Origin of the sequence: Blastococcus tunisiensis (assembly GCF_900112815.1) — a bacterium.
In the GTDB taxonomy this organism is placed as follows: domain Bacteria; phylum Actinomycetota; class Actinomycetes; order Mycobacteriales; family Geodermatophilaceae; genus Blastococcus_B; species Blastococcus_B tunisiensis.
On sequence record NZ_FOND01000005.1, the window covers coordinates 205,790 to 221,329 of the forward strand.

Sequence of the window (15,540 nt, forward strand, 5' to 3'; positions counted from 1 at the left end):
CGCGGATGCTACGGAACTACGTATAACCGTCGCAAGCGACGTACCGGCGACGCAGCGTCAGCGGACCGCGCGGGAGATCGCGGCGGCCGCGTCCAGGACCGCCCCGACGATCGCCGGGCTGGGCCGGCGGCCGAGGCGCTCGACCGGGCCGGAGATGGACACCGCGCCCAGGACCGTCCCCGAGCCGTCGCGCACCGGCGCGGACAGCGAGGCGACCCCCGGTTCCCGCTCGGCCACGCTGTGCGCCCACCCGCGCCGGCGGACGTCGAGGAGGGTGCGGGCGGTGAAGCTCGCGGACGGCAGCAACCGGGTGACCTCGTCGGCCGGCGTGAACGCGAGCAGGGCGTGCGCCGCCGAGCCGGCCGTCATGGGCAACCGGGCGCCGACCGGCACGGTGTCGCGCAGCCCGCTGGCGCGCTCGGCCGCGGCCACGCAGACGCGCGTGGCGCCGTCGCGCACGTAGAACTGGGCGCTCTCCCCGCTCGCGTCGCGCAGGGTGGCCAGGTGTCGGGCGGCCAGGTCGGCGAGGTCGGCGCCGCCGCGACCGAGCTCGGCCAGCGCCGGGCCGGGGGCCCAGGCGCCCTCCTGCGTCCGCCGGACGAGGCGGTGACCCTCGAGCGCGACGGCCAGCCGGTGGGCGGTCGCGCGGGGCAGTCCGGTGCGGCTGACCAGCTCGGCGAGGGTGGCCGGCTCGTCGGCCACGGCGCGGAGAATGGTCACCGCTTTGTCCAAGACGGCGACGGGGTTAGGCTGTCCCATACAGCAATACTTGCATCCCATACCGTGAGATCGCTACCGCGACCGCGCGGAGGGGGCCCCCGGTGAGAGGACGGACCGTGCCGAAGACCCTGGCCGAGAAGGTCTACGAGGCCCACGTGGTGCGCAGCACCGCGGGCGAGCCCGACCTGCTCTACATCGACCTGCACCTCGTGCACGAGGTGACCAGCCCGCAGGCCTTCGACGGGCTCCGGTCCGCCGGGCGCACGGTCCGCCGGCCGGACCTGACCATGGCGACCGAGGACCACAACGTCCCGACCCTCGACATCCTCAGCCCCATCGCCGACCCGGTGAGCCGGGCCCAGATCGAGGCCCTGCGGAGCAACGCCGCGGAGTTCGGCATCCGGCTGGCCCCGATGGGCGACCGCGACCAGGGCATCGTGCACGTCATCGGCCCGCAGCTGGGCCTCACGCAGCCGGGCATGACCATCGTGTGCGGCGACAGTCACACCTCCACCCACGGGGCGTTCGGAGCGCTGGCGTTCGGCATCGGCACCAGCGAGGTCGAGCACGTGCTCGCCACCCAGACCCTGCCGCAGTACGCGCCCAAGCAGATGGCCGTCACGGTGGAGGGCGAGCTCCCCGCGGGGGTCTCGTCCAAGGACGTCATCCTGGCGGTCATCGCCGAGATCGGGACCAACGGCGCCCAGGGTCACGTCATCGAGTACCGCGGCAGCGCCATCGAGGCGCTGTCGATGGAGGCCCGGATGACCATCTGCAACATGTCGATCGAGGCCGGCGCCAAGGCCGGCCTCATCGCGCCGGACCGCACCACCTTCGACTTCCTCCAGGGCCGTCCGCACGCGCCGCAGGGCGCCGACTGGGACGCCGCGGTCGAGCACTGGCAGACCCTGCGCACCGACGAGGGCGCCGTCTTCGACCGCGAGGTGGTGCTCGACGCATCGACGCTCACCCCCTTCGTCACGTGGGGCACCAACCCCGGGCAGGGCCTGCCGATCGACGGCATCGTCCCCGACCCGGCCGACTTCGCCGACGAGGGCGAACGCCGCGCCGCCGAGCAGGCGCTGGCCTACATGGGCCTCGAGCCGGGCACGCCGCTGCGCGAGATCGAGGTCGACACCGTCTTCCTCGGCTCCTGCACCAACGGCCGGATCGAGGACCTGCGGATCGCCGCCGAGCTGCTGCGCGGCAAGCGGATCGACGCCGACACCCGGATGCTCGTCGTCCCCGGTTCGGTCGGCGTCAAGGCGCAGGCCGAGGCCGAGGGCCTCGACCGGGTGTTCCTGGACGCCGGCGCCGAGTGGCGCGGCGCGGGCTGCTCCATGTGCCTCGGGATGAACCCCGACCAGCTCAAGCCCGGCGAGCGGTCGGCCTCCACCAGCAACCGCAACTTCCAGGGCCGGCAGGGCAAGGGTGGGCGCACCCACCTGGTGTCGCCGTCCGTCGCCGCCGCGACGGCCCTCACCGGGAAGCTCACCGCCCCGGCCGACCTGACCCCCGCCGCACCGGCCGTCGTCTGAGACTGGAGCCAACGACCATGGACGCCTTCACCACCCACACCGGTACCGCGGCGCCGCTGCGCCGGTCGAACGTCGACACCGACCAGATCATCCCGGCCGAGTACCTCAAGCGGATCACCCGCACCGGCTTCGCCGACGGCCTGTTCAAGGCCTGGCGGACCAACGAGCCGGACTTCGTGCTCAACCAGCCGCAGTACGCCGACGCCTCCGTCCTGGTCGCCGGCCCCGACTTCGGCACCGGCTCCTCCCGCGAGCACGCGGTGTGGGCGCTCAAGGACGGCGGCTTCCGGGTCGTCATCAGCTCGCGGTTCGCCGACATCTTCCGCAACAACTCGACCAAGGACGGGCTGCTGACCGTCGTCCTGCCGCAGGCCGACGTCGAGGCGCTGTGGGCCCGGATCGAGGCCGACCCGGCCACGCCGGTGACCGTGGACCTGCAGGCCAAGCTGGTGAGCTACGCCGACGTGACGGTGCCGTTCGACGTCGACGACTACACCCGCTGGCGGCTGCTCGAGGGGCTGGACGACGTCGGGCTCACCGAGCGCAACCTCGACGACATCGCGGCCTTCGAGGCGACCCGCCCGGCCTGGCTGCCCACGGCGCTCCCCGCCATCTGAGGCGACGGGGCCGTCCACTAGGACAGCGCGTCGGGGTCGGCGTCGAAGTCCCGGTAGTAGTCCGCGGACAACTCCCCGGGCCGGCCGCCGAGCACCCAGACGCTGCCCTTGGCGCACGGCGGGTACAGCCGGACTCCCTCGACCCGCACGCCGAGGGCCATGAGGACCGACGGGATCGCGCCGCCCTGGCTGCAGACGACGGTGACACCCGGGGCGGGCCGTGGCGCGAGCAGCCGCTCCACGACGGCCAGCCCCGCCTCCGGGTCGGCGGCGAACTCCTCCTCCCCGAGCTCGGCGAGCGGCTCGACGGGAACCCCCAGTCGCTCGGCCAGCGGGGCGACGGTCTCCTCGCAGCGCGCCCGCCGGGCCGACAGGACCGCGGTGGGGGCGAACGCGGGGAGGACCTCGGCCAGGCGTGCGGCTTCCCGCCGGCCCCGGGCGTCGAGCGGCCGGAGGTCGTCGGGACCGTCCCAGTCGCTCTTGCTGCCCGCGTGCCCGTGGCGGACGAGCACCAGCGTCGGCATGCGGGGGACGTCGTCCCGGAGCAGGTCGGCCACCACGGCCCGGTCGTGCTCGTGCGTGCACAGGGCGGCGGCCTCGGCGGGCGGCAGCCAGCGCAGTTCGTCGACCTCGGCATTGGGTTCGAAGTCGCCCCCGACCGCCTGCATCGCCCAGTAGTCGACCCGCTTGAGCCCCTCGAGCACCGGATAGCTGGTCCGGATGCTGCGCCGGCCGACCACCGCCGCGAGGCCGGTCTCCTCGCCCACCTCGCGGACGGCGGCGGTCAGCGGGTGCTCGCCGCGGTCGAGCTTGCCCTTGGGCAGCGACCAGTCGTCGTAGCGCGGCCGATGGGCGATCGCGACCTCGATCCCGCCGTCCTCCTGCGGGCGCCACACGACCCCTCCGGCGGCGACGACCGTGCGGGGCGGCTCAGCCAGCGTGCTCACCGACCTGGGCCAGGCGCTGCGCCTGGTAGTCGATCTCCCCGGTGCGGGTCCAGCCCCCGTCCCCACCGAGCTGCCAGCTGCGGACGTCGGGCCCCATGGCCTCGTCGAACATCCGCGCCAGCTGGCGCCGCGCCGTCTCGTCGCACACCCGCAGCAGCACCTCGACGCGACGGTCGAGGTTGCGGTGCATCAGGTCGCTGCTGCCGATCCACCACTCGTGGTCGCCGTCGTTCTCGAAGGACATGACCCGCGAGTGCTCCAGGAAGCGGCCGACGATGGAGCGGACCCGGATCGTCTCCGACATCCCGGGTACTCCCGGGCGCAGGGCGCAGATGCCGCGGATGAACAGCTCGACCGGCACGCCGGCGGCCGACGCCTCGTACAGGGCGTCGATGATCCGCTCGTCCACCAGCGAGTTGAGCTTGAAGCGGATGCCCGCCGGCTTGCCCTCGGCGGCGTGCCGGGCCTCGCGGCGGATCTTCTCCAGCAGGCCGGCGCGGATGCCGTGCGGGGCGACCATGAGCATCCGGTAGTTGGTCTGCCGCGAGTAGCCGGTGAGCGTGTTGAACAGGTCGGTGAGGTCGGCCCCGACCCGCGGGTCGGCGGTCAGGATGCCGAGGTCCTCGTAGATGCGCGCGGTCTTCGGGTTGTAGTTGCCGGTGCCGATGTGGCAGTAGCGGCGGAGCACGCCGTGCTCGCGGCGGACGACCAGCGCCGTCTTGCAGTGGGTCTTGAGCCCGACCAGGCCGTAGACGACGTGACAGCCGGCGCGCTCCAGCGAGCGGGCCCAGGTGATGTTGGCCTCCTCGTCGAACCGGGCCTTGATCTCCACCAGGACGACGACCTGCTTGCCCGCCTCGGCCGCGTCGATGAGGGCGTTCACGATCGGGGAGTCGCCCGAGGTGCGGTAGAGCGTCTGCTTGATCGCCAGCACGTTCGGGTCCGCGGCCGCCTGCTCGATGAAGCGCTGCACGCTGGTGGCGAACGAGTCGTAGGGGTGGTGCACCAGCACGTCGCCCTCGCGCAGCGTGGCGAAGACGCTCATCGGGGTCTCGCCCTCGGACAGGCGCGGGTGGGTGGCCGGGACGAACGGCTCGTCCTTGAGCTCCGGTCGGTCCAGGTCGTAGAGGGCCATCAGCGCCGCGAGGTCCAGCGGGCCCGGCACGGTGACGACGTCGGCGGGACTGATCTCCAGCTCGGAGACCAGCACCTCGAGGATCTGCGGATCCATGGAGTCGGTGACCTCCAGCCGCACCGCGGGGCCGAACCGGCGCCGGGCCAGTTCCCGCTCCAGGGCCTGCAGCAGGTCCTCGTCCCGGTCCTCCTCGACCTCCATGTCCGCGTTGCGGGTGACCCGGAACAGGTGGTGGTCGAGCACGTCCAGCCCCGGGAACAGCTGGGTGAGGTGCGCGGAGATGAGGTCCTCGAGGAGCAGGAACGTCGTGGTCCCGGCCGGGCCCACGGGGATGAACCGGGGGACGTTGTTGGGCACCTTCAGCCGGGCGAACCGTGGGTTGCCGGTGTCGGGGTCGCGCACCGAGACGGCGAGGTTGAGCGAGAGCCCGCTGATGTAGGGGAAGGGGTGCGCCGGGTCGACGGCCAGCGGGGTGAGCACCGGGAAGACCTGGTCGCGGAAGTACTCGCGCAGCCGGCGGGTGTCCTCGTCGGGCAGGTCCGACCAGTGCACGATCCGGATGCCCACGTCCTCCAGCCGGGGGGAGACGTCCTTGATGAAGACGTCGGCGTGCCGCTGGACGAGCTCCTGCGTGCGGGCGGTGACCAGCTCCAGCTGCTCGCGGATGGTCAGGCCGTCGGCGGAGCGCACGGTGAGGCCGGTCGTCTGCCGCCGCTTGAGCCCGGCGATGCGGACCATGAAGAACTCGTCGAGGTTGCTGGCGAAGATGGCGAGGAACTTCACCCGCTCCAGCAGCGGCAGCCCCTCGTCCTCGGCGAGCTCGAGGACACGGGCGTTGAAGTCCAGCCACGACAGCTCCCGGTTGAGGAACCGGTCGGAGGGCAGGGTCCTGGTGCGGGACGGGCTCTCGGAGGGCACGACGCCATCGTGCCGCACCGGGGTGAACGGTGAGTGATCAACTCCGCCGGACCGCCGTGCTCAGCGCGCCAGACGCCGCGCGACCGCCGTCGTCCGCGGTCCGGTGCCGAGCTCGAGCGCGGCCCGCAGGTCGGCCTCGGTGTCGACGTCCCGCACCAGCCCCGGCCAGGTCCCGGTCAGCGCGGCCGCGCCGCTGCGCAGGTGCGCCGCGGCCGACCCGGGGCCGAACTCGGGCAGCAGCGCGGTGCCGACCGCGGCCAGCAGCGTCGTCCCGGTGCCCTGCGCGTCCGCGACGAACGCGCGGGTCGCACCGGCGACGGCGGCGAGGGCCGCGCCGAGCTCGGCGGGCCGCAACGCCGGCAGGTCGGAGGAGAGCGCGGCCACCGCCGGTCCCGGGACGCTGTGCGCGCCGTGCTCGAGCGCGGGGTTCAGGCCCCGGTCGGGCTCGTCGCCGACGGTGGTGGCACCGAGGGCGCGGACGACACCGGCCGCGTCCGGGTCGTCGGTGACCACCAACACCGATCCGACGAGGGGGCACGCGACGGCCGCGGCGACCGTGTCGGCCAGCAGGGCCAGGACCAGTTCGCGGTGCGTCGCCCCCGCGTCGTCGCGGTCGGCGGTGAGCGGTCGGAGCCGCGTCTTGGCGACGTCCAGCCGCTTGGCGGGGACGACGACGGACCAGCGGGGCACGTGCCCATGTCAGCACACCCGCGGCCGCACCCGGCCCGCGCGGGGGACACCGGCCACGGACGGGGGACCCGGTGCGCGTCGCGGCGGGGCCGAGGGTCGATCATGGGCAGGATCACAGCGACGACGGGAGGAGGGCCGGTGGCGGAGCAGTCGCCTGCGGGAGCGGGGCGCTCGGCGGTCCTGCGGCGCGTCCGGTCGCGGCCGCGGAAGTGGCGCACCCGTGGCCGGGTGTCCTACGGCATGGCCGCGGCGATCGTCGTCGTCTACCCCGTGTCGGCGCTCATGTTCCGGCTGCGGTACCAGCACGGGGACCGGCTGCCCCCGACCGGCCCGGTCCTGCTCGTCGCCAACCACATCTCGATCCTCGATCCGCTGGCCTGTGCCCGGCTGGTCTTCGACAACGGCCGGTTGCCGCACTTCCTGGCCAAGGAGTCGGTGTTCCGCGGCTTCGCCGGGACGCTGCTGCGCAGCGCCGGCCAGATCCCCGTGGCCCGCTTCTCCGACTCCGCGCACGAGGCGCTCGACGCGGCGAAGGCCGATCTCGACGCGGGCAACGTCGTGGTGATCTACCCGGAGGGGTCGGTCACCCGGGACCCGGCCTGGTGGCCCATGCAGTCGCGCACCGGGGTGGCCCGGCTCGCGCTCACGACGGACGCCGTCGTCCTGCCGGTGGCCCAGTGGGGCCCGCAGGACGTGCACGACTACCACCGCAGGAAGCTGCGCCTGCGCCTGCGGGCGCCCGCCGGCTACCGGGTCGGGGAGCCGGTGGACCTCGCCGACCAGCGCGCCCGCGTGCGGGAAGGGCAGCCGTTGACCGCCGCACTGCTGAGGGAGACGACGGACCTGATCATGACCCGCGTACGCGACGAACTGGCCGAGCTCCGGGGGGAACCGGCGCCGCAGACCTTCTTCGCCCGCCCGCGCCGCGAGCTGCCCGGCGACGTCGCGGGCAGCGTCGCGTGACGCGCGCCGCGGTCCTCGGGGCCGGTTCGTGGGGCACCACGTTCGCGAAGGTCCTGGCCGACGCCGGGTGCGACGTGATGCTGCACGCCCGCCGCCCCGAGCTGGCGAAGGCCATCACCGACGACAGGGAGAACCGCGACTACCTGCCCGGGGTGCGGCTCCCGGGAGCGGTCCGGGCCACGGCCGAGGCGGGCGAGGCGCTGCTGGACGCCGACGTCGTCGTCCTGGCCGTCCCGTCGCAGTCGCTGCGCACCAACCTCACCGAGTGGACCCCGCTGCTGCCCGGCGACGCCACCCTGCTCTCGCTCATGAAGGGCATCGAGCTGGGGACGACGAAGCGGATGAGCGAGGTCATCTGCGAGGTCACCGGCGCCGGCATCGATCGCGTCGCCGTGCTCTCCGGGCCCAACCTCGCCCGCGAGATCGCCGAGGAGCAGCCCGCCGCCACCGTGATCGCCTGCCCCGACACCGAGCGCGCCGGCCGGCTGCAGGTCGCCTGCCACACGCCCTACTTCCGGCCCTACACCAACCCCGACATGGTCGGCTGCGAGCTGGGCGGCGCCGTCAAGAACGTCATCGCCCTGGCCTGCGGGATCGCCGAGGGGCTCGGCTTCGGCGACAACACCCGGGCCTCGCTGATCACCCGCGGGCTGGCCGAGACCGCCCGGCTGGGCATGGCCCTGGGGGCGGAGCTCACCACGTTCGCCGGGCTGGCCGGGCTGGGCGACCTGGTGGCCACCTGCAGCTCGCCGCTGTCCCGCAACCGCACCTTCGGCGAGAAGCTGGGCCGCGGGATGTCGGTGGCGGAGGTGCAGGAGAGCACCCGGCAGACGGCGGAGGGCGTGAAGAGCTGCCGCTCGGTGCTCGACCTCGCCCGTGCCCACGGCATCGACGTGCCGATCACCGAGGCCGTCGTGCGGGTCTGCCACGAGGGCGAGTCCCCGGCGCGGATGGTGCGCGAGATCATGTCCCGCGAGGCGAAGCCGGAGTGAGCGGACAGGGGCGTGAGCATCGCAGCGAGGAACGAGCGAGGAGCGGAGCGCCCCGCGGGAGCGAACCAGGGGTGATGAGCGGAGCGCCCCGCGGGAGCGACCCGGGAGCAGTGCGCGGGTGGGGGGACGGCACCCGGTCGGTGCGGGCGGGGGAGGGCCCCGCCGTCGCGGGGGCACCGCTGCGCCCCTCACCGGTGTTCGCCGCCCCGTTCCACCTGGCCGACCTCCCGCCCCGGGCGGGTGGCGCGGACGCCTACGCCCGCACGGAGCACCCCACGCTGCGCGAGTTCGAGTCCGCCGTCGGTGAGCTGGACGGCGGGCACTGCCTGTCCTTCGCCACCGGCATGGCCGCCCTGACCGCCGCCGTGCTCTCCTGCGCCGGCTCCGGGGACCGGGTGGTCCTGCCGTCGGACGGTTACTACACGACCCGGCTCCTGGCGGCGGAGGAGCTCGCCCGGTTCGGGATCGACGTCGAGTACGTCCCGACGCCCGGCATCGATGCCTTCGCCGCGGAGGGCGGGCTGGACGGCGTCCGGCTGGTCCTCCTGGAGACCCCCAGCAACCCGCAGCTCGACGTCTGCGACATCGCCGCGGTGGCCCGCGCCGCCCGCGCCGCCGGCGCCCTGGTGGCGGTGGACAACACCACCGCCACGCCCCTCGGCCAGCGGCCGCTGGAGCTGGGGGCGCACATGACCGTCGGCAGCGACACCAAGGCGCTCACCGGGCACAGCGACCTGCTGCTCGGCCACGTGAGCACCACCGACGACGCGCTGCTCGCCCGGCTCACCGGCTTCCGCAACCGGACGGGGAGCACCCCCGGGCCGTTCGAGGCGTGGCTGGGGCACCGGTCCATGAGCACGCTGGACCTCCGGCTGGCCCGCCAGGCCACCAACGCCGCCGCCGTGGCGGCGCTGCTCGCGTCCACGCCGTCGGTCGGCGGGGTGCGGTGGCCGTGGCTGCCGGGGGACCCCTCCTCGGCCCTCGCCGCGGTGCAGATGCTGCGGCCCAACGGCGTCGTCTCCGCCGAGCTCCCGGACGCCGATGCGGTGGCCCGCCTGCTGGCCGCGACCCGGCTGTGGACGGCGGCCACCAGTTTCGGCGGCGTGCACAGCTCGATCGACCGGCGCGCCCAGTGGGGCGCGGACGCCGTGGCCCCCGGCTTCGTGCGGCTCTCCTGCGGCATCGAGGACACCGACGACCTGGTCGAGGACCTCGAGCGCGGGCTATCCGCCGCGGCGTGAGCGGGCCGGGGCGCCGACCGTCAGCCAGACGCTGACGACCACGTAGTAGACGACGTAGGCCAGGCTCAGCGCCGCCACGACCGGGTGCGGGTCGGGGTACTGGGCCAGCAGCACGGCGTAGGTGACCAGCCAGGCGCCGGCCAGCGCCAGGTTGAGCCGGGGCAGGTGCCGGGTGCGCGAGGGGTACACGTACTTGACCGGCACGAAGACCAGCACGGGGAGGACGACGAGGACGAAGGCCGTGGCGCCCGGGCCGACGTCGAACACGATCAGGTAGAACGCGGCGATGTTCCAGTAGCTCGGGAAGCCGAGGAAGAAGTGGTCCTCGGTCTTCGCGTCGACCCGGCAGAACTGGTAGCACGAGGCCAGCAGCGGCAGTGCGGCCACCACCCAGCCGAGCGCCCCTCCGGGCAGCCGGTCGGCCGCCCACAGCAGGACGACCGGCGCGAAGGTGAAGGTGAGGTAGTCGACGATGTCGTCCATGCGGGCGCCGTCGAGCCAGGGGATCGTCTCCTTGACCCGGAACCGGCGGGCGAGCATCCCGTCCGTGCCGTCGACGACCAGCGTCGCCAGCACCAGCCAGAGGGCCCTCTCCACGGCTCCCTCGAGGGCGGCCAGGACGATCAGCAGGCCGAGGACCGCGCCGCTCGCGGTGTAGAGGTGGACGGCCGCACCGGCCAGGCGCAGCCGGAGCGGGAACGCGGCCGGCGCCGGGCCCACTGCACGGGGGGCCGGGTTCTCGCGCACGCGACGAGGTTGTCACACCCGCTCCACTAGGGTCGCGGTGATGAGCGGGATGGCGGCCGGGCGGTCGGAGAAGGTGCGGATCGCGGTCGTGTTCGGCGGGCGCAGCGCCGAGCACGCCATCTCCTGCGTCTCGGCGGGCAGCGTGATCGCCGCCCTCGATCCCGACCGCTACGAGGTCGTGCGGGTCGGGATCACGCGCGACGGCGGCTGGGTTCTGGCGGACGCCGGGCAGCCGCTGGCGATCACCGACGGGGCGCTGCCCGAGGTCACCGGCGGCACCGCCGTCTCCCTGGTCGGCGATCCGGCCGGCCGGGGCCTCGCGGTGCTGGAGCCCGGCGCCGCGATCGGTCCGGCGCTGACCGGCGTCGACGTCGTGTTCCCCGTGCTGCACGGGGCCTACGGCGAGGACGGGACCATCCAGGGGCTGCTGGAGATGGCCGGCCTGCCCTACGTGGGCTCCGGGGTGTTCGCCAGCGCCGCCTCGATGGACAAGGAGTTCACGAAGAAGCTGCTGGCCGCCGCCGGGCTCCCGCAGGGCGACCACGTCGTCCTGCGCGACGCCACGGGGGCCGTCTGCCCCGACCCCGGGCTGCTGGACGAGTCGGCGCGGGAGCGGCTGGGCCTGCCGGTGTTCGTCAAGCCCTCGCGGGCCGGGTCCAGCATCGGCATCACCAAGGTCACCGACTGGGCGCAGTTCCCCGAGGCGGTCGCCACCGCCGCGGCCGTCGACCCGAAGGTGGTCGTCGAGGCCTCCGTGCCCGGCCGCGAGATCGAATGCGGCGTCCTCGCCGGCGTCGACGGCGGCCTGCCGCAGGCCAGCCTGCCGGCCGAGATCCGGCTGCGTCCCGGCGTGGACTGGTACGACTTCTCGGCCAAGTACCTCGACGACTCCGTGGACTTCGACGTCCCGGCCGACCTCACCCCGGAGCAGACCGCGGCGGTGCAGGCGGCCTCGCTGCGGGCCTACCAGGCGATGGACTGCCGGGGGCTGGCCCGCGTCGACTTCTTCCTGGGCACCGGCCCCGACGGCAGCGACCGCCTGGTCATCAACGAGGTGAACACGATGCCGGGCTTCACCCCGATCTCGATGTTCCCCCGCATGTGGGCGGCCAGCGGGGTCGCCTACCCCGAGCTCGTGGATCGGCTGGTGCGGTCCGCGGTGGACGGCGGCTCCCGGACCGCTCGGTGATCCGCGGGCGGCCCCGGCCCAGCCGGGGTGCCGTCCTGCTCGCCGTCCTGCCCTGCCTCCTGGTGCTGACCGGGTGCACCCGGGCGGTCGACGGCGTGCCGACGGCGGCGCCCCGCGGGCCCCTGCCCGCCTCCGCGGAGCAGCTGGAGGCCCGGCTCGTCACGATGGTGCCCTCAGGGCTGCCCCGGCTGGCCGACGACGCCCTGGAGCCGCCCGCCGGCGCCAAGCGCGCGGCCGACGTCGCCGGCTACGCCGACGACCCGGCGCGCGAGCGGGAGGTGCTCGAGGACTACGGCTACCGGTTCGGCTGGGAGCGGTTCTGGGGGACCGGACCGGCCCGGATGACGGGCGTCTTCGTCGACCAGTTCGAGACCCGGGCCGGGGCCGCCGCCTACGCCGAGGACCTCGCCCGCAACGACGCCGCGCACTACGCGGGCGTGCTCCAGGACGACCCGATCGACCTGCCCGGGGGATGCCGGCTGCTGTCGGTCGACCAACCGGGTCCGGACCTCCCCGGACCGGCGGTGTTCGCCTGGTGCGGTCAGGGCGTCTTCAGCGTGGGGGTGACCGCCGTGGCGGACTCCGTCGACGCCGCCGAGGAGGAGGTCCGCGCCGTCCTGGCCGCCCAGCTGGACCGGCTGCCGCCGCGGTGATCCCCGCCTCAGCTGCCGGGGTCGGGCTCCCGGTACTCCAGCGCGGCGGAGATCTGCGGCGTGAGGGCGGTGACCGGTGCGCTGTCGACCTCGGCCGGCAGGGTGACCTCGACGTCGACCGGCCGGTCCACCGTCGTCCACACCGTGGCGTCGGGGTCGGAGGTGTCCACGTACCACTGCACGCCGTTGATCTGGATCGTCGAGGCCCCGGGGACGAACCCGGCCGGGCGGTCCACCCCGCAGATCAGGACGACCGGCGGATCCCCCCAGGCGTAGGCGTACGGGGTGTCGGAGTCCACCCGCCGGGACGGCTCACCGGCCAGCTCCAGCGGGAGCGTGCCCATGAGGGCGGGGCAGGAGGCGTCGGCCTCCGGGGTGGCCGGCGGCACCTCGACGGGGAGCACCGGGAGGTCCTCGCGCTGGGCCGGGGTCCGGCCGTCGATCGTGGCCGGTCCGCCGCCGTCGCTGCGCTCCTCGGCGTCCCCGCCGAGGACGTTCGCCAGCACCAGCAGCGCGACGACGACGGGCACCAGGACGGCCGTCGCGATCAGGGCGACCCGCCGCAGCGGGTCCTCCGGCGCCGCGGCCGGTCCCGGGACCTCCGGGGTGGGGGAGTCGTCCTCAGGCACTCAGATGTTCACGACCGGGCAGGTGAGCGTCCGGGTGATCCCGTCGACCGACTGGACGCGGGCCACGACCAGTCGGCCGAGCTCGTCGACCGAGTCGGCCTCGGCCCGGACGATGACGTCGTAAGGGCCGGTGACATCCTCGGCCCTGGTCACCCCGTCGATCTCGCTGATCGTCGCTGCTACCTGGGCGGCCTTGCCGACTTCGGTCTGGATCAAGATGTAGGCGTGGACCACGGGAGACCCCTTCTCGGGCAACACTGCCTCGGGCAACACTGCCGGTTCGTCGTCCCCGCCGGGTGGCGGACAGTTCGGCAACCTACCTCAGCACCGGAAGAGAACCGATGACTCGTCCCCGCCCGCTCGTCCCCCGGGGCGATCCCGCCGACACCGTGAAGGTGGTGGGGGAGTTCGGGGTGATCGACCGCGTGCTCGCCCAGGCCGGTACCGCGAGGGTGGCCCAGGTCGGGCCCGGGGACGACGCAGCGGTCCTGCGCACCCCCGACCGCCGGGTGGTCGCGACCACCGACGTCCTGGTGGAGGGGCGGCACTTCCGGCGCGACTGGTCCTCGGCCGAGGACATCGGCCACAAGGCGGCGGCCGCCAACCTGGCCGACGTGGCCGCCATGGGCGGGGTGGCGACCGCGCTGCTGGTCGGTCTCGCCTGCCCGTCGTCGACCCAGACGGCCTGGCTGGAGGGCGTGGCGGCCGGCCTGGCCGCCGAGTGCGGCCCGCTGGGCGCGGCGGTCGTGGGCGGGGACCTCGTGGCGTCGGCGGCCGACAGCACGTCGGTCGTCCTCTCGGTGACCGCGCTGGGCGACCTCGCCGGGCGGGCACCGGTCCTGCGGTCGGGGGCCCGGCCCGGCGACGTCCTCGCGCTGGCCGGCCGGCTGGGCTGGTCGGCCTGTGGCCTGGCCGTCCTCCGCCGGGGGTTCAGCAGCCCGATCGCGGTGGTGGCCGCGCACCGGCGGCCCACGCCTCCGTACGCGGCCGGTCCGGGGGCCGCGGAGGCCGGGGCCACGTCGATGTGCGACGTCAGCGACGGCCTGCTCGCCGACCTCGGCCACATCGCCGCCGCCAGCTCCGTCGTCATCGACGTGGACCGGGCGGCGCTGGTGCGGGCCTGCCTGGAGCCGGACGGGCCCCTCCAGCAGGTGGGCTCCGCCCTGGGCGTGGACCCGCTGGCCTGGGTCCTCACCGGCGGCGAGGACCACGCCCTCGTGGCCACCTTCCCGGCGCGCACGCCCCTCCCGGTGGGCTGGACGCCGATCGGTGTGGTGCGCGGTGGGCGGCGGGCGCAGGGTGTGCTGGTCGACGGGACGCCGGCCGCGGACGTCGTCCGGGCCGTCGGTGCGGAGGGAGCCGGGCATGTGCACTTCGGTTGACGGCGGCCGGCAGGGGCAGGCCGGCGGGGTGCTCCGGGACGGGGCGGTGGCGACGCTGCGGGCGCTGCCCTACGACGACCCGCTGGCGCAGTACCTGGTGGAGGCCGTCCAGCAGGAGTACGTGCGGCGCTACGGCGGCCGCGACGCCGCCGCGGTGGACCCCGCCGAGTTCGTCCCGCCGCGCGGGATCTTCCTGGTCGCCGAGGTGGACGGCGTCCCGGCCGGCTGCGGCGCCTGGCGGGCGCTGCCCTCCGGGGAGGCCGAGATCAAGCGGGTCTACGTCGAGCCCGCCTTCCGGCGGCGCGGGATCGCCCGCATGGTCGTAGCGGCGCTGGAGGAGGGCGCGGCCGCGGCGGGGCACGCGCAGGTGGTGCTCAACTCCGGCCGGGAGCAGCCCGAGGCGCTCACGCTCTACGCCGAGCTGGGCTACCGGCCGGTGCCCGGATACGGCACCTACGCCTGCGCGCCCGACGCGGTCTTCCTCGGCAGGTCGCTGCCGGGGACCGGCGAGGAACAGGAGCCGTCGTGGGCGTCGTGACGATCTCGGCCGCCTACGGCGCGGCGGGCGCCGAGGTGGCGCCGGCCGTGGCGGAGCTGCTCGGGCTGCCCTTCCACGACCGGGCGATCCCCGCCCAGGTCGCCGGGCGGCTCGGCGTGCCGGTCGAGGAGGCCGAGGCCAACGACGAGACGGTGGTCCGCGGGCTCTGGCGGCTGGTCGCCTCGCTGGGGACCATGCCCGACCCCGTCGGGGGAGTCCTGCCGACGTCGGCGCTGCCCGACGCGCGGGCCTACCGGCAGCAGACCGAGCGGGTGCTCGCCGACATCGCCTCCGGCGCCGGCGGAGTGGTCCTGGGCCGGGCCGGCGCGATGGTGCTCCGCGACCGGCCCGACGTCCTGCACGTGCGCCTCGACGGCCCGCCCGAGCGCCGGTTCGAGGCGGCCGTCGCCCGGTCCGGCCGGCCCGCCGAGGAGGTGCGTCGGCAGATGGAGGCCAACGACCGCTCGCGCGAGGCCTACGTGCGGCACTTCTACCGCTGCGACCCGGCCGCGCCCCAGCACTACCACCTGGTCGTCGACGGGACGGCCTTCCCGGTGGAGACGGTGGTCGACCTCGTGGTGACCGCCGCCCGGGCGAGAGGGATCGTCGGGGCCTGAGGCGAGAAGGCAGCCGGAACGCGA

At 74.7% G+C, this 15,540-nt stretch carries 17 protein-coding genes; 10 read left to right on the plus strand and 7 right to left on the minus strand.

What is annotated here, in order from left to right; genetic code table 11:
* Positions 1 to 57: 57 nt before the first annotated feature.
* Positions 58 to 780: an IclR family transcriptional regulator gene (locus BM142_RS08640; RefSeq protein ID WP_470278184.1), complete on the minus strand. Its 723-nt coding sequence runs from the start codon at positions 778 to 780 to the stop codon at positions 58 to 60.
* 56 nt (positions 781 to 836) lie between these two features.
* Between BM142_RS08640 and leuC the strand changes: the two genes are divergently transcribed.
* The gene (gene leuC / locus BM142_RS08645; protein ID WP_092196361.1) at positions 837 to 2,258 is read left to right on the plus strand and encodes a 3-isopropylmalate dehydratase large subunit; all 1,422 of its coding nucleotides are present in this window, start codon (positions 837 to 839) and stop codon (positions 2,256 to 2,258) included.
* Between the two features lie 17 nt (positions 2,259 to 2,275).
* Positions 2,276 to 2,875, plus strand: a complete 600-nt coding sequence (gene leuD / locus BM142_RS08650) for a 3-isopropylmalate dehydratase small subunit (protein ID WP_092196362.1) — start codon at positions 2,276 to 2,278, stop codon at positions 2,873 to 2,875.
* 17 nt (positions 2,876 to 2,892) lie between these two features.
* Here leuD and BM142_RS08655 read toward each other — a convergent pair whose 3' ends face one another.
* From BM142_RS08655 to cofC, 3 genes are read right to left on the minus strand one after another with little or no spacing between them, the layout of a single operon-like run.
* A complete protein-coding gene (locus BM142_RS08655) occupies positions 2,893 to 3,822 on the minus strand; it encodes an NUDIX hydrolase (protein WP_092196363.1) in 930 nt (309 codons plus the stop codon).
* On the minus strand, positions 3,806 to 5,875 hold the full coding sequence (locus tag BM142_RS08660) for an RNA degradosome polyphosphate kinase (RefSeq protein WP_254790676.1): 2,070 nt from the start codon (positions 5,873 to 5,875) through the stop codon (positions 3,806 to 3,808). The genes BM142_RS08655 and BM142_RS08660 overlap by 17 nt, the downstream gene beginning before the upstream one ends.
* Before the next feature lie 60 nt (positions 5,876 to 5,935).
* On the minus strand, positions 5,936 to 6,565 hold the full coding sequence (cofC, locus tag BM142_RS08665; RefSeq protein WP_092196365.1) for a 2-phospho-L-lactate guanylyltransferase: 630 nt from the start codon (positions 6,563 to 6,565) through the stop codon (positions 5,936 to 5,938).
* Positions 6,566 to 6,703: 138 nt separating this feature from the next.
* Here cofC and BM142_RS08670 point away from each other — a divergent pair, with 138 nt between their 5' ends.
* The 3 genes from BM142_RS08670 (at position 6,704) to BM142_RS08680 (ending at position 9,761) form a co-directional block, all read left to right on the plus strand.
* On the plus strand, positions 6,704 to 7,528 hold the full coding sequence (locus BM142_RS08670) for a lysophospholipid acyltransferase family protein (RefSeq protein WP_254790678.1): 825 nt from the start codon (positions 6,704 to 6,706) through the stop codon (positions 7,526 to 7,528).
* Complete coding sequence (locus BM142_RS08675; RefSeq protein ID WP_092196367.1) at positions 7,525 to 8,520, plus strand: NAD(P)H-dependent glycerol-3-phosphate dehydrogenase; 996 nt, start codon at positions 7,525 to 7,527, stop codon at positions 8,518 to 8,520. The genes BM142_RS08670 and BM142_RS08675 overlap by 4 nt, the downstream gene beginning before the upstream one ends.
* 74 nt (positions 8,521 to 8,594) lie before the next feature.
* Complete coding sequence (locus BM142_RS08680; protein WP_092196368.1) at positions 8,595 to 9,761, plus strand: cystathionine gamma-lyase; 1,167 nt, start codon at positions 8,595 to 8,597, stop codon at positions 9,759 to 9,761.
* On the opposite strand, the gene BM142_RS08685 is transcribed toward BM142_RS08680, so the two are convergent.
* Positions 9,744 to 10,508 carry a CDP-alcohol phosphatidyltransferase family protein gene (locus BM142_RS08685; RefSeq protein ID WP_217640643.1) on the minus strand — a complete coding sequence of 255 codons (765 nt, stop codon included), beginning with the start codon at positions 10,506 to 10,508 and terminating at the stop codon, positions 9,744 to 9,746. The two genes, BM142_RS08680 and BM142_RS08685, sit on opposite strands and share 18 nt — an antisense overlap.
* 40 nt (positions 10,509 to 10,548) lie before the next feature.
* On the opposite strand from BM142_RS08685, the gene BM142_RS08690 reads away from it, so the two are divergent.
* A complete protein-coding gene (locus BM142_RS08690; RefSeq protein ID WP_092196370.1) occupies positions 10,549 to 11,697 on the plus strand; it encodes a D-alanine--D-alanine ligase family protein in 1,149 nt (382 codons plus the stop codon).
* Positions 11,694 to 12,350: a DUF7373 family lipoprotein gene (locus tag BM142_RS08695; RefSeq protein WP_092196371.1), complete on the plus strand. Its 657-nt coding sequence runs from the start codon at positions 11,694 to 11,696 to the stop codon at positions 12,348 to 12,350. Before BM142_RS08690 ends, BM142_RS08695 begins: the two co-directional genes overlap by 4 nt.
* Positions 12,351 to 12,358: 8 nt before the next feature.
* On the opposite strand, the gene BM142_RS08700 is transcribed toward BM142_RS08695, so the two are convergent.
* Complete coding sequence (locus BM142_RS08700) at positions 12,359 to 12,979, minus strand: DUF3515 domain-containing protein (RefSeq protein ID WP_092196372.1); 621 nt, start codon at positions 12,977 to 12,979, stop codon at positions 12,359 to 12,361.
* A complete protein-coding gene (locus tag BM142_RS08705) occupies positions 12,980 to 13,195 on the minus strand; it encodes an Lrp/AsnC ligand binding domain-containing protein (protein WP_254790680.1) in 216 nt (71 codons plus the stop codon).
* 125 nt (positions 13,196 to 13,320) lie between these two features.
* On the opposite strand from BM142_RS08705, the gene BM142_RS08710 reads away from it, so the two are divergent.
* The 3 genes from BM142_RS08710 to BM142_RS08720 are packed head-to-tail and all read left to right on the plus strand — an operon-like array spanning position 13,321 to position 15,516.
* A complete protein-coding gene (locus tag BM142_RS08710) occupies positions 13,321 to 14,361 on the plus strand; it encodes a thiamine-phosphate kinase (RefSeq protein ID WP_092196374.1) in 1,041 nt (346 codons plus the stop codon).
* On the plus strand, positions 14,345 to 14,899 hold the full coding sequence (locus tag BM142_RS08715) for a GNAT family N-acetyltransferase (protein ID WP_092196375.1): 555 nt from the start codon (positions 14,345 to 14,347) through the stop codon (positions 14,897 to 14,899). The genes BM142_RS08710 and BM142_RS08715 overlap by 17 nt, the downstream gene beginning before the upstream one ends.
* Positions 14,887 to 15,516, plus strand: coding sequence for a cytidylate kinase-like family protein (locus BM142_RS08720; RefSeq protein ID WP_092196376.1), 630 nt, complete (start codon positions 14,887 to 14,889; stop codon positions 15,514 to 15,516). The genes BM142_RS08715 and BM142_RS08720 overlap by 13 nt, the downstream gene beginning before the upstream one ends.
* Positions 15,517 to 15,540 lie beyond the last annotated feature (24 nt).

What these genes read in the sequence shown, in the direction of transcription:
- BM142_RS08680 (WP_092196368.1), top strand. Translation starts at nt 8,595, where the DNA reads ATGAGCGGAGCGCCCCGCGGGAGCGACCCGGGAGCAGTGCGCGGGTGG.
- BM142_RS08640 (WP_470278184.1), bottom strand. Translation starts at nt 780, where the DNA reads ATGGGATGCAAGTATTGCTGTATGGGACAGCCTAACCCCGTCGCCGTC.
- BM142_RS08715 (WP_092196375.1), top strand. Translation starts at nt 14,345, where the DNA reads ATGTGCACTTCGGTTGACGGCGGCCGGCAGGGGCAGGCCGGCGGGGTG.
- BM142_RS08690 (WP_092196370.1), top strand. Translation starts at nt 10,549, where the DNA reads ATGAGCGGGATGGCGGCCGGGCGGTCGGAGAAGGTGCGGATCGCGGTC.
- leuD (WP_092196362.1), top strand. Translation starts at nt 2,276, where the DNA reads ATGGACGCCTTCACCACCCACACCGGTACCGCGGCGCCGCTGCGCCGG.
- BM142_RS08710 (WP_092196374.1), top strand. Translation starts at nt 13,321, where the DNA reads ATGACTCGTCCCCGCCCGCTCGTCCCCCGGGGCGATCCCGCCGACACC.